The organism is Streptomyces sp. NPDC049687, assembly GCF_044465285.1.
GTDB lineage: Bacteria > Actinomycetota > Actinomycetes > Streptomycetales > Streptomycetaceae > Streptomyces.
The window spans coordinates 64,337-77,549 of record NZ_JBITLN010000013.1 but is presented as its reverse complement, the minus strand read 5'-3'; the positions used below and the strand labels follow the sequence as shown (position 1 = coordinate 77,549).

The window sequence follows — 13,213 nt, the reverse complement described above, 5'->3', positions numbered from 1 at the left end:
TCATTCGTCGTCATGAGGACGCCGCTCGTCGACGATCCACGCGATGCCGCCGGTCAGAGTGATGGCGATCATGCCCAGGGTGGTCAGCAGCTGCGAATGGATCTGCCGGTAGCCACCGAACATCCCCTGGCAGACGAAGTAGGCGAGCAGTCCCAGCACGGTCCAGACGACTGCGGAGACCAGCCGCAGCACGATACGGACCGGTGTGGGCAGTGAGCTCCGGGTGGTCATGAGCGCGCCCCTTCGGCGTCGGGCTTTCCGGCGAAGGACCGGTGGGCGAACACGTTGTAGGCCAGTACCAGCGGCATGTTCAGGCCGATGCCGACGAGGATGAAGACCATCGTGGAGTGCGGGCCGACCGCGCCGCCGACGGTGAGACCCGGCGGGAGGAGCACCGGGTAGCGGGCCACACCGAGTGCCAGGAACACGGACACCGTCGCGATCACGAGCCCGCCGAGCGGCAGGGTGTCCGCCGCCCCTGACTGCCGCTTCCACGGGAACGTGACGAGCGAGGTGCCCGCTCCCACTGCGGCGAACAGCAGCAGAACGGCGAACGCGAAGGCGCGGCCCGGGCTGTCGAGGTTCAGCGGTGCCGCCGTGGTGTCGACGGTGACCAGGACGAGGACCAGCAGCACTCCACCGACCGCCGTGGCGAGGGCACCCCGTCGTGCCGCCGACTCCCGTAGCGGCCCGGACGACTTGTGCTTGGTGTAGGCGTAACCGAGGGCGATGTAACCGATGGTGACGGTGAGTCCGGTAAGGACGCAGAACCAGCTGAAGGCCCCGAAGGCCGACCCGGTGACGGCGTCACCGCGCAGGTGCACGGCAGACGTCAGGGTGCCCAGGACGAAGCCCTGCCCGAACGAGGCCAGCAGCGACGCCACACCGAAGGCGGTCGTCCAATGAGGAGCCGGTGGCGCCTGGGACGCCATCTCGACGCTCACGCCGCGCACGACGAGGGAGAACAGCACCACGATCATCGGCAGGTAGGCGTGCGGCAGGAGTGTGCCGAAGGCCAGGGGGAAGCCCGCCCAGAGCGTGACGCCGAGCAGGATGAGCCAGGTCTCGTTGCCGTCCCAGCCCACCGCGACGGACTCCAGCATGTGCCGCCGGTGGGCGGGGTCGCGTTCGAAGAGGGTGGCCACGCCGACGCCGAGGTCGTAACCGTCGAGCACGACGTACATCAGAAGGCACAGGAGTACGGTCGCCGACCAGAGGGTGGTGGTCATCGGGCCGCCGCCTCCCTCGGGCCGACCCATGCGGACAGCCCGTCAAGCGGAACGGGCCCGGCCTGGGGCGGAGGCTTCTGAGCGGGGTCGTCGCGTTCCGGGCCGATGCGCAGGGTGCGGACGATGTAGGCGACGTAGGCCACCAGCATGATCAGGTAAAGCACGGAGAAGCCGATCACGGAGAACAGGACTTCGCCGGGTGCCAGGTGGGACACCGCGGCCGAGGTGCGGAGCTGCCCGAACACGATCCACGGCTGCCGGCCCGCCTCGGCGGTGACCCAGCCCCCGAGGATGGCCAGGATCCCGACCGGTGTCGTCCACAGGACGAACCGGTGGAACCGGCGCGCGGTCCACAGGCGCTTGCGTATGCGCAGAACCGTGGCGGCGAACGCCGTGCCGAACATCAGCACCGCCGCCAGGAACATGACGCGGAAGCCCCAGAAGGTCGCGGCCATGTCGGGCCGGTCGGCGGCCGGGGTGAGCTTCAGGCCAGGCATGGCCGTCTTGCAGGTGAGGTCCTTGGCGATGAAGCTGCCGAGGCAGGGGATGTCGAGTTCCGCGATGTTCCGCGCGGCTTGCTGGTCCGGGACGGAGAACAGGACGAAGCCGGTGTCACCGTTGTCCCAGTTCCCCTCGATCGCCTCCAATTTGGAGAGTTGATAGGGCAGTTCGTGCCCGGCCACGCCGTCTCCGAGGTACAGCTGAACGGGCATCAGCACTGCGGCGATCCCGAGCGCTGTCGACATCGAGCGGCGGGCGAAGCCCTTCGCGCGTCCCTTGACCAGGTACCAGGCCGAGATCCCGGCGACGAAGAAGCTCGCCGAGATCAGCACTGCGGCCAGCATGTGCGGCCAGCGCCAGACGAACGACGGGTTGAAGAGGACCCGCATCCAGTCCGTGGGCTCGAACCGGCCGTGGACGACCTTGAATCCGGCGGGTGTCTGCATCCACGAGTTCGCCGCGATGATCCACGTCGACGACAGGACGGTGCCCACGGACACCATCACGGCGGACACGAACATCGTGCCCTTGCGCACGCGGCCGTCCCCGTAGAGCAGGACGCCGATGAAGCCGGCCTCGACGAAGAAGGCCGTCACGACCTCCATGCCGATGATCGGCCCGATGATCGGGCCCGTCTTCGCGCCGTACACGCCCCAGTTGAGACCCATCTGGAAGGTGATGACCGCTCCGGCGACCACGCCGATCGCGAAGCCGACGGCGAAGATGCGCCGCCAGAACCGGAACATCTGCAGGTAGACCGCCCTGCCGGTACGCCAGTACAGGCCGTAGACGACCGACAGGAAGATCGAGGGTCCGACGGTGATCGCCGGGAAGGTCATGTGGAACATGACGGTGATGGCGAACTGCCATCGCGACAAGTCGAGAAGACTCATCACAGCTCCCTCTCGTAAGGGCTGGTTCAGGCGTCGACGACGGGAGTGGTGACCGACGTGGCCTTGGCGAAGCGCGGCAGGGCGACGGCACCGACCGCGAGGAGGGCGACAATGCCCATCTGCACGTACTCGACTCCGGCGAAGGCGTGGACGACGCTGTGCGGCGCCAGGACCAGATAGAGCGTGCCGAGGGTGGCCACGCCGAGGGCCAGTCCGCTCTGCTGCAGGGTGATCAGCACGCCGCTGCCGATACCGGCCAGATGCGTGGGGACGTCGACGAGCACGCTGCGGAACAGGCCGGCGAAGAGCATCGACTGCCCGGCACCGACGAGGGCGAGGGGTACGGCCATGGCCCACAGGCTGACGTGCGGCCAGTTCCCGAGCAGAACGGTCACCAGGGAGACCAGCCCGGCGAGTTGTACGACGGCGCCGACGGACAGCGCCGCCCGGCCGAACCGGGTGATCAAGCGGGGCGCGAACAGGGAACCGGCGAAGAAGAGCAGGGCCATCGGCAGGATCGTCAGCCCGCTGTGCAGGGCGTCTGCGTGCAGGCCGTTCTGGACGGTGAGGGCGAACACGAACATGAACGCGCCGAAGCCGATACTGAAGGCGAACACCATGGCAAGGCCCCGGGACATCGACGGAAGGCGCAGCAGGGACGGCGGCAAGAGCGGGACCTCGCCCCGCCGTTCGGTGCGCTTCTCCACGACGTAGGTGGCGGCGCCCAGGACGACCGCGACGGCGAGCAGCAGCCAGGTCCACCAGGGCCAGCCCAGGGAGTGCCCCTCGGTCAGCGGCACCAGCAGGGCGGTCAGGGTGGCGGCGAACAGCACCGTGCCGGGCAGGTCGATGCCGACGGGGTGGTGCGAGCGGGTGTCGGGCACGATCCGGGCCGCGACCAGCAGCACGACCACGCCGATGGGCACGTTGACCAGGAAGATCGGGCGCCAAGAGGTGCCGGCGATGTCGGCACTGACCAGCAGGCCGCCCACCAGCTGCCCCACGACGGCGGCGATGCCGGAGGTCGCCCCGTACAGGGCCACGGCACGGGACTTGCGTTCGCCTTCAAGGACCTGATGGAAGGTCGCCAGCACCTGGGGGATCAGCAGGGCGGCGGTGGCGCCCTGAACGATGCGGGCGGCGATCAGCGCCCCCACGCCGGGTGCGACACCGCAGGCCAAGGAGGCCAGTACGAAGCCCACCAGCGCCCCGACGAAGACACGACGGCGACCGTAGCGGTCGCCCAGCCGGCCGCCGAGGACCAGCAGGGTCGCGTACGCGACGCCGTACCCGGCGATCACCAGTTCCAGGGCCGACGCGGAGGCGTGCAGGGAGGCATCGATGCTGGGCAGGGCCACGTTGGTGATGAAGAAGTCCATGATCGGCAGGAACGCGCCGGCCAGCAGGACGAACACCCCGAACGGGTGCAGCCCGCCCGCGCGGGCCATGGCGCGGGGCGAGGCCGTCGCGACCTGGTCCTGCCCGGAGGAAAGGGTTGTCGTCATGACAGATCCTCAAGAGTAGTTATGCGCTCATAACTATGAGGGCATGACGAGTATGATGCCATAACTAGTTCCTCGGCAACCCGCACCGGGAGATGTGATGCACGACAAAGCACAGGAGACGGACCCGGCGGCCGGACCGGAAGAAGACCAGCGCTGGGCCGAGCTGGCCGACCTCGTGCTGATCATCAGCCGGGAGATCCAGTTCCGCCGCTACACGGACGAGCGGGCCGTCCACCTGTCGCAGTCCGAGGGCATGGTGATGCGCTACCTGAAGCGCGACCCCGCCGCCCCGCCCAGCCGCATCGCCGCCGCGACCGGGCTGCAGCGCACCAACCTCTCCACCGTGCTGCGCGGGCTGGAGGACAAGGGCTTCATCGAGCGGCGCGCCCACTCGGGCGACGGTCGTGGGGTGACGGTCCACTCCACGGAACGCGGACGCAGCAACACCGTCCTCGTGCGGAAGGAATGGGCCGCGACCGTCTCCGCAGCCGCCGACCACGACACCCGGCACCTCGACGCGGCCCTCTCTGTGCTCGCCGCCGTGGAAGCCGGACTGACCAGGGGGCGGCCACGAACCCGCGCCACACCTCCCACACCAGGGACCTGACCTTCTGACGGCCGCGCCGCGACCGACCTCAGAGAGGCATTGCACACCGCGGAGCCCTCGCCGTCGGCGACGACGTCTCAGGCGGTCGTCCGCCCCAGCAGCGCTCATCGCGAAGACGCTCGCGGCCTGACCGCCGGCCACCCTCGGGGCACCGCAAGCGGCGTCCGAGCGGGCCAGTGACTCCTTCATTCGCGTTTCAGCAGGTCAGCGCCACCCGCGGTGCGCGAGACGCCGAAGGCGTCGGCGAGATCGGCCGGATAGGCGGGAGCTTCGCGCAGGGCGAGCAGGATGCGGCAGCGAAGCGGGCCTGCCCAACGCACGACCGAACCGCACCAGCACCTCGACGTCGCAAGCACGGTGCCGTCAAGCCGCCCCCTTCGCTTGCCGGACATTCCGCGGCACCTGAGGATTTTGGCCGCGGAATTACTCCCCCACGACTGATTGATGGCATACCCGCAGTCATGATGGTCCGCGTCTTGGTTAGGTATGCCTACGCTAATGAGGGCCGCATGCGGGATGACGCGTTTCCGAGCTTCCTGATCGGACTGCGGGAAGGACTGGAAGCCGGGCTGATCGTCTCCATCCTCGTCGCCACTCTCGTCAGGGCGGACGCCCGCTCCCGCCTGCCGCAGGTGTGGACGGGCGTGCTCGCGGCGATCGCGCTCGCGATGAGTTTCGGATCGGTCCTGACGTTCACCGCGGCGTCCCTTTCCGCGACCGCTCAGGAGGCATTCGGCGGCACCCTCAGCGTGATCGCGGTCGCGTTCGTCACCGCCATGGTGTTCTGGATGCGCCGCTCGGCCCACAGCCTGTCCGGCGAGATCAAGGAGAAGGTGGCCGGTGCGCTCACCACGGGTGCGGGCGTACTGATCGTCACCTCCTTCCTCGCCGTGGGCCGGGAGGGCCTGGAGACCGCCCTTTTCCTGTGGACCACCGCCCAGGCGTCCGGGGAGTCCGCGGGCCCCCTGACGGGCGCCGCGATCGGCCTCGTCCTGGCGTCCGCCCTGTGCTGGGGTCTGTACCGGCGGGTGCTGAAGATCAACCTGACGAGGTTCTTCACGGCCACCGGCGCCATCCTGATCGTCATCGCGGCCGGCGTCCTCGGCTACGGCCTGCGCGACCTGCAGGAGGGCGGTGTGCTGCCCGGCAAGTCGGCCTACGCCGTCGACCTGAGCGGCAGCGTCGACGCCGGTTCCTGGTACAGCACGCTCGTGCAGGGCGTGTTCAACCTGACGCCGACCATGACCTGGCTCCAGCTCGTCGGCTACGGCGGCTATCTCGTCATGGTCATGACGCTGTTCGTCCGCGGGGTGCGTGCCACGGCACCAGGGCCGCCCCGTGAGAAGACGGCCCCCGCGCAGGACGCCACGCCGTCCGCGCGGCGCCGCCCCGCCTGGGTGGTGCCGGTCGCCGTCGTCACCGTCCCGGCCGTGATCGCGGGCCTCGCCGTCGCCCTCGGCCGCCCCAAGCCCACAGCGGCGCAGACCGTCGCCGTCTCGGAGACGGACTGCGGCAGGGGATTCTCCGCACCGAAGCCGGGCCGGCAGACCTTCCAGATGCACAACACCGGCGACAAGACCGCCGAGGTGTACCTCGTCGACCCGGCCACCAACGCGGTCTACGGCGAGATCGAGGGCCTGGCCCCCGGCACCACCCGGGCCCTGGTCGCCACCGTCGCCGGCGGCACCTACGCGTGGCGGTGCGTCCCCACCGGCGGCGGCGCGGTCACCTCCCGGGCCGTCCGGGTCACCGGCTCAGGAACGGCGAAGGCGGTCGTGCCGGTCTCCGCACAGGACCTCGCCGGCCCGCTCGAGCAGTACAAGGCGTACGTCAACCAGGGCCTCGGCACCCTCGTCGCCCAAACCCGCACTCTCGCCGCCGACATCAAGGGCGGCCACCTCGGCGAGGCCCGCACCGACTGGCTCGCCGCCCACCGCACCTACGCCTCCCTCGGCGCCGCCTACGGCACCTTCGAGGACTTCGACCAGAAGATCAACGGCAGGGCCGACGGCCTGCCGGCCGGTGTCCACGACAAGGACTTCACCGGCTTCCACCGCATCGAGTACGGCCTGTGGCACGACGAGTCGGCGACTTCGCTCACCGGCCCGGCCCAGCAGCTGGTCACCGATGCCGCGGGTCTTCAAAAGGCGTTCCCCCACCAGGACTTCGACCCCGGGGACCTGCCCCTGCGCGCCCACGAGATCCTCGAGAACACCCTGCAGTTCGAGCTGACCGGCGACACCGACGAGGGCAGCGGCACCACCCTCGCCACCGCCGACGCCGACCTCACGGGCACCCGCGAGCTGCTCACCGTACTGAAGCCGCTGCTGACCACCCGCTCCCGGCACCTGCTGCCGACGGTCGACGCCGACATCGCCCGCCTGCAGAGGCTCCTCGACGCCGCCCACCACGCCACCGCCTGGACCCCCGTCGAACAACTCGACGGGACAACCCGCGCGCGCCTGAACGGGACCACCGGCCAGCTCCTGGAGGACCTCGCCCCGGTCCCCGACCTGCTTGAGATCCGGAAGTCCGCCTGATGACCAGCCGACACCACCGAAGCGACGCCCCCGCACGCGCCGAAGGGAACGCCCCCATGCCGTCCGCCGAACCCTCCACCCCGCACGGCGGTTGTCCCACCGGTGCCGGGCGCCGCTCCTTCGTGAAGACGGCCCTCGGCGCAGGCACCGCCGGAGCGGTCCTGGCCGGCGGTGGGCTCGCGTTCGCGGAGAGCGGCGGCGGCACGGCCGCGACGCAGACCGAGAACGCCGCCGAGGTTCCCTTCCACGGCGCCCACCAGGCGGGCATCGTCACGCCCGCCCCCGCGGCCGCAACCTTCATCTCCTTCGGCGTCATCGCCGAGGACCGCAAGGAACTGGCCGAGCTGCTCAGGACGATCACCGCCCGCGCCCGCTTCCTCACCTCCGGCGGCACCCCGGCCGACCTCGGGGTGGGCGCACCGCCCTCCGACAACGGCATCCTCGGCCCGACCGTCCCCGCCGACGGCCTCACCGTCACCGTCGGCGTGGGCGCGTCCCTCTTCGACGACCGCTACGGCCTCGCGAGGGCCAAGCCCCGCCGTCTGACGCCGATGCGGACCTTCCCCAACGACAACCTCAGGCCGGCCGAGTGCCACGGCGACCTGTCTCTCCAGATCTGCGCCCACCGCCAGGACACGGTCCTGCACGCGCTGCGCGACATCGCCAAGCACACCCGCGGCGCCATGCAGATCAAATGGCGCATCGACGGCTTCCAGAACGCGCCACGCCCCACCGGCACCCAGCGCAACCTGCTCGGTTTCAAGGATGGCATCGCCAACCCCGACGTCACCTCGGCCCGCGAGACCAACCGCCTGATCTGGGTCGGGGACGGCGACGGCGAACCCGCCTGGACGAAGGGCGGCAGCTACCAGGTGATCCGCATCATCCGCATGCTGGTGGAGTTCTGGGACCGGGTCTCCCTCAACGAACAGGAGCTGATGTTCGGCCGCCGCAAGGACACCGGCGCCCCGCTCGACGGCGCCCGGGAAACCGACACACCGAACTACGCCAAGGACCCGCACGGCACCGCGATCCCCCTCGACGCCCACATCCGCCTGGCCAACCCGCGCACCGCCAAGACCGACAACTCCCGCATCATGCGCCGCGGCTACAACTACGACCGCGGCATCGACGACGTCGGCAACCTCGACATGGGCCTGGTGTTCTGCTGCTACCAGCAGGACGTCAAGCGACAGTTCGAGGCCACCCAGACCCGTCTCATCGACGAACCCCTCGTCGACTACATCTCCCCCACCGGCGGCGGCTACTTCTTCGCCCTGCCCGGGGTACGCGACACCAAGGACTGGCTCGGCCGCGGCCTCCTCTCGACCTGAAGCCCGCGCCTCCGGCCCACCGTCGAGCAGCTGCTCGATCAACTCGGCGGCCTTCGCTCGCCCCGCCCGAGCGAAGCGACGTGCACTGTAGGGTGTCGGACCACCCGATCCGCTTGTGCATCGTCCCCGCCCACCGTCTGGTGCCGCCGAAGTCCCGGCGGGCAGCGCCTGGGCATCGGCGACTGCAAGCGACGGGTCCTCGGGATGACGACCATGCCGCTGGCAGAACCGGCCGGCCCCCGGTGGCCTCCGCGTTCCCTTCGCCGCCACCGTGCCTGACCGTCCAAAGGCCACGGTCGCGCGGATTCGGCGATCCCCGGGGACGCCCGTTGTCGATTGTCGGCGACGCCTTGCGCTTCCTACGGTGGCCGCATGCGCAGGGACAGGGGGCGACACCCGCTGTGGGTGGCGGCGACGGTCGCGGGACTGGCTGCCGCCGCCCATGGAGGCGGGGCACGGGCGCGTGAGGCGGCAGCCGAGCACTGACCGACCGGGGTACAGCCCGCCGCACCCCGGTTCGGGAACCCGCTCCGGGATGGCTCGCGGGTTGGGATGCCGGCGCCCTCCCCGCTTGAGGCGGGCGGCGGGTGGGAGGACACCCCGTGAGGGCGCCGGCATACCTGTCGGGTCAGCTCGTCACGCGGAAGGTGGCGTCGCTGCGCCCCGTCGCCGTGGTGATCGGGTCGAGCTTGAGTTCGTACGCGTAGTGGCGGATGTACCGGTCGGGGTAGTTGTACGACTGGAACGACGACCATGTCGCGTCGGCGAGGCCTGCGACCCGGCGGAAGGTGGCGTCCTGGGCGAACTGGGTGGTGCCGTCGTTGTAGACGAGCTGGAAGTCGAATGCGGAATGCCGCAGGAAGTACCCGGGGAAGTTCACCGACTCGAAGGAGACGGTGCCGGTGCCCGCCAGGCCGGTTCTCATCCGGAACTGGGAGTCCTGGCTGGTACTGACGTTCTGGTCGATGCGCACGTCGAAGTTGGTGTGCCGCACGTACCGGTCCTGGAAGTTGAACGACTGGAGCCGGTTGGCCGTCGTGTTGGGCCAGCGGGCGAGGACGCGGCTCTCCTCGGCGGCCGTCAGGTTCATGATCCAGCCGTGGCGCTTCTTGGTGCCGCCCATGTCGTAGCTTCCCGATGCCGGGACCTGGTAGGCGCTGGGATTGGACGGGTCGGTCGTCGTGACCGGCATGTAACCGCCGTTCGAGGCGTACTGGTCGAGGTAGAGGGCCCACTTGTTGCTGCCGTTGAACTTCATCCACATCGGGCCCTCGACCTGTGAGCCGGTGAGGCCGATGCCGGAGAGGTTGCCGAGGTCGGTCCACGTCCCCAGGATCGAGTTGCTGCCTTCGAGCGTGATCTGACCGTCGCCTGAGGCCCGTACATAGCGGTAGTTGCCGACCCCGGTCGGCACCTCGATGATCTGGGTGTCGATGATGCCCTGGGTGCCGGGGCGGTCGATGTAGAGCTGCGGAGTGGTGATGGTGCGGAAGTCCGAGGTGCGGGCGTAGTAGATGCGGTGCTTCAGCACGCCGTTGAGGGTCGCGTTCGTCGCCCAGTACAGAACGTAGTCGTTGGTCGCCGGGTCCCAGATCGCCTCCGGCGCCCACGCGTTGCGCCCGTCGGGGATCGCGCCGGCGACATTGAGCAGCCACGGCTGCGACCAGGTGACCAGGTCCGTCGACTCCCACACCACCAGGTTGCGGCTGGCGTTGGTCTGCGCGTCACCCCATGACTGTCCGCAGCCGATGCACAGATCGGTCGCGATGATCCAGTACTTGCTGCCATCAGGGGATCTCACGAATGCGGGGTCGCGCACCCCCTTCGTACCGACCGTGGAGCGCAGGACCATGCCGCCGCCGTTGAGGTCGTTCCAGTGCAGACCGTCCGTGCTGTGCGAGAGGTACATCTGCTGATTGGTCGACCCCTCCCCGGTGAAGTGCACCATCAGGTAGCCCGGGTCGGCGGCAGCGGCCCGCTCGGGTGTGGTCAGGGCTTGGGACGTGAACAGTAGGCAGGCGGCGACCAATATCGCCGCCAGCCGGCCGAGGAGCCTGGCCATGTGCGTCTCCTGTCGTACTACGGGTGCCATGATCGACTGAAAGTGGGGTCGAGGGCGAAGCTCGCGGCCACTGTGCCTGCAGGAGCCTGCGGGACAGGACCTGCAGTCGCGTGGCGGGGAAGGCCGCGTTGGGCCCATCAACGGCCGGGAGCCGGATTCATCGCCTGAGCGCAGCGACCGGAGACGCCGCAGCGGCGGGCCGAGGGACGAGTGGAGTCAGCAGGGCCGGCCGATGCGTGCGGTACACGGGCTGTCTCCTTTGACGGCCATGCGTTCGAGATTTCGAACACCGTACGTAACTTCGACAGGAAGATAAGTTTCGGCCAAGAGCACGTCAAGGGAACCGGCCAGTTTGCTGACACATAATCCGTGAGCGCACGAAGCGCCATGCCCAGGCCCCTGGCGCCGGGGCCGCCTTCAGCGCAACCCCGTGCTCCTGGTCGATCGAGGCGCGCGGTCACGCCACCTGGCCCGGGCGGACGACTTCGATGCTCAGTTCTTCAGCGTTCACATGCCAAGGGCCCGACATCGGATCGGGCTGCGACGGGTCCACACGGTGGTGCCGAGCAGGGGTCCACTCGCGAGGTGGCTGGCTTCGATCGGCCTGCGAGCGGCACGCGCTGCCTGCTCACATGTCCGGCAGAACAAGGAAGACTTCGGAGAACTTGAGGCCGTGCCGGTCGGTCACCAGCCCACACGGGCAGCCCAGGGTCACCACAAGCCAGTCGCAGGTCACGGTCCATGGGCCGTCCGCATTCGCGCAGCTGGAGCAGCGGACGGTCTTGGCCGTCCACACGTCGTGGGCAGGTCTCTCGTAGTGCCGGAACCGACCCTCGTACCGGACCTGCCAGGAAACGGCTGCGGGCGTCCGCGAACTGGTCCCGGACGGAATCGGGGCCGCCAGTGCGGCGAACAGCGCGATCAAGTCGGGCAGGAGGGCTTCGCCCGCATCGGCCAGCGGGAGCGGCAAGCCGTCTGCCGTGCCCTGGCCAGTCGGGTAGCGCGGAGCCGCCGCAGCGGCCGGCGGATTCGGGGTGGCGAACCACGGCAGGAAGGCGCGAGCGACAGCGGCCAGGAGGGCGGCAGCTGGTGGACTGACCTCACCTGCATCCAGGTGGTGAACCGCGGTGCGCCAGATCCGCTGGAGCCGCCGGTCTCGGTCCACGGCCCGCGCCCGTGCACTGCCGGCCCTGCGGGCGGGGAGCGGGGCGGAGAGGCGGGCAAGGACCCTGGCCGCCGCGGCCGTGTCCGCGGCGGCGGGGAGCCATTCCCCGGCAGCCAGCAGCTGCCCGGCGCGGCCCGACTCGCGTCTCAACGCACCTGTCAGCAACCGTGGGGGACTGGAGATCGTCACTGGAGTCTCTTGCCTGCCAGACACTGCATCCCCCGTTCGTCGCGTGTGCCGTCACCTGAGCCGCGGACATCACACCACACGTCCACGCGGGAGTGGACGTGCACGCGGTGGCCTCAAGACATACCGATGCAGAGGGGTCCGAAAGGCACCGGAGGGGAGCGTGTACGGCCACAGCTCAACGCATGAGGCTGCCCGAGCGGCCCTCGCATCGTCGCCGAAGTCCGCTACCAATCCGAAGCACGGTGCCGCGCCTTGCGCCCTTCGCTCTTTCCAGGGCTGGATGTCAGCTGCTGAGGTCGAACACGCCCCACGTAGTGAACGGCCCGGCCTGGACGTAGATCCTGCTTCCTCGGCTGACGACCCGCCGGCGGCCGGGGGCAGGGCCGTCGGGCAGGGTGAGCAGGCCGACGTCCGTGGGCTCGACGGATGTTTCGGTGATCTCTCCGTGGGCGAGTCGGTCCCGCTCCTCGCCGTAGCCGCCGTAGAAGGCCACCCGCTCGCCGTGGACGGCCACCGCATGGGCGCCCCGTACCCGGTTCGCCCACACTCTCACTGGCCGGTCGGAGCGGTTGGGGCGTATCTCGACGAGCGGGAAGTCCGTGTACGGGCACGCCCAGGCCGCGGTGCCCGACACGTTCAGGGCGTAGCAGTCGAAGAGACCCGGGATGGGGGCGCCGTCTGACGTCCAGACGAGCTGGCCCGTGGCGCTCCAGCGGCGGATTCCCACCGGGTTCTCGTCGAAGTGCCCGACCCAGATATGGCCGGACTCGTCCACGAGCAGGTGCTCGATGGCGTCCCCGACGGAGAAGGACGAGGTCTCGCGGCCGAGCGCGTCGAAGATCTGGACCTGGTTCGCGTCCTCGTGCCTGCGGGTGCGAGCCGCGGCGACAACGAATCCGCCGTCCGGCAGACGGTCAAGGTGCGGCCAGCGGGCTCGCACGGCGCTCAGCTCGGTGAGTTCGATGTTGCCGTCCGGATCCAGGGAAACGACCAGCGCGTCGAAAGGCAGGAGGTCGACGCCGGGCTGCGGAGCGCGTTCGGCAAGCAGCCAGTGGGCGGTGCCGAAGACGTCGACGGTGCTGGTCAGGACGTGGCGGTGGTGGTGTGCTCGGGGGAGGTGGGCGTAGGGAACGAGGGCAGTCTTCTGCACGGGCGGCTCTCCTGGTGGGCGGTCACGGCGTTCGGGCG

General features: G+C 69.7%; 10 protein-coding genes and 1 pseudogene. 3 read left to right on the top strand and 8 right to left on the bottom strand.

Features of this window, described 5'->3' with window-relative positions; translation table 11 throughout:
• Genes ACIBVL_RS33080 through ACIBVL_RS33065 form a run of 4 tightly spaced genes read right to left on the bottom strand, consistent with a single transcriptional unit; the run spans position 1 to position 4,128 of the window.
• Entirely contained in the window at positions 1–231 is a 231-nt protein-coding gene (locus tag ACIBVL_RS33080) for a hypothetical protein (protein ID WP_399102992.1), read from the bottom strand.
• Positions 228–1,229: a cytochrome d ubiquinol oxidase subunit II gene (locus tag ACIBVL_RS33075; protein ID WP_399102989.1), complete on the bottom strand. Its 1,002-nt coding sequence runs from the start codon at positions 1,227–1,229 to the stop codon at positions 228–230. The genes ACIBVL_RS33080 and ACIBVL_RS33075 overlap by 4 nt, the downstream gene beginning before the upstream one ends.
• Positions 1,226–2,623, bottom strand: a complete 1,398-nt coding sequence (locus tag ACIBVL_RS33070) for a cytochrome ubiquinol oxidase subunit I (RefSeq protein ID WP_399102987.1) — start codon at positions 2,621–2,623, stop codon at positions 1,226–1,228. Before ACIBVL_RS33070 ends, ACIBVL_RS33075 begins: the two co-directional genes overlap by 4 nt.
• 26 nt (positions 2,624–2,649) lie before the next feature.
• Complete coding sequence (locus ACIBVL_RS33065) at positions 2,650–4,128, bottom strand: MFS transporter (RefSeq protein ID WP_399102985.1); 1,479 nt, start codon at positions 4,126–4,128, stop codon at positions 2,650–2,652.
• Positions 4,129–4,225: 97 nt separating this feature from the next.
• Between ACIBVL_RS33065 and ACIBVL_RS33060 the strand changes: the two genes are divergently transcribed.
• Entirely contained in the window at positions 4,226–4,735 is a 510-nt protein-coding gene (locus ACIBVL_RS33060; RefSeq protein WP_399102982.1) for a MarR family winged helix-turn-helix transcriptional regulator, read from the top strand.
• 218 nt (positions 4,736–4,953) lie between these two features.
• On the opposite strand, the pseudogene ACIBVL_RS33055 reads toward ACIBVL_RS33060, so the two are convergent.
• Positions 4,954–5,074: pseudogene (locus ACIBVL_RS33055) on the bottom strand (ArsR family transcriptional regulator); the annotation flags it as partial.
• 170 nt (positions 5,075–5,244) lie between these two features.
• Here ACIBVL_RS33055 and efeU point away from each other — a divergent pair.
• Both efeU and efeB read left to right on the top strand, forming a co-directional pair.
• Positions 5,245–7,275 carry an iron uptake transporter permease EfeU gene (efeU, locus tag ACIBVL_RS33050; protein ID WP_399102980.1) on the top strand — a complete coding sequence of 677 codons (2,031 nt, stop codon included), beginning with the start codon at positions 5,245–5,247 and terminating at the stop codon, positions 7,273–7,275.
• Between the two features lie 56 nt (positions 7,276–7,331).
• Complete coding sequence (efeB, locus tag ACIBVL_RS33045) at positions 7,332–8,609, top strand: iron uptake transporter deferrochelatase/peroxidase subunit (RefSeq protein ID WP_399102977.1); 1,278 nt, start codon at positions 7,332–7,334, stop codon at positions 8,607–8,609.
• A 628-nt stretch (positions 8,610–9,237) separates the two neighbouring features.
• Here efeB and ACIBVL_RS33040 read toward each other — a convergent pair.
• The 3 genes from ACIBVL_RS33040 to ACIBVL_RS33030 all read right to left on the bottom strand — a co-directional run bounded on the left by ACIBVL_RS33040 (position 9,238) and on the right by ACIBVL_RS33030 (position 13,175).
• Positions 9,238–10,671: a glycoside hydrolase family 43 protein gene (locus tag ACIBVL_RS33040; protein ID WP_399102975.1), complete on the bottom strand. Its 1,434-nt coding sequence runs from the start codon at positions 10,669–10,671 to the stop codon at positions 9,238–9,240.
• 628 nt (positions 10,672–11,299) lie between these two features.
• A complete protein-coding gene (locus tag ACIBVL_RS33035) occupies positions 11,300–11,836 on the bottom strand; it encodes a hypothetical protein (protein ID WP_399102972.1) in 537 nt (178 codons plus the stop codon).
• 472 nt (positions 11,837–12,308) lie between these two features.
• Positions 12,309–13,175, bottom strand: a complete 867-nt coding sequence (locus ACIBVL_RS33030) for a hypothetical protein (protein ID WP_399102970.1) — start codon at positions 13,173–13,175, stop codon at positions 12,309–12,311.
• Between the last annotated feature and the right edge of the window lie 38 nt (positions 13,176–13,213).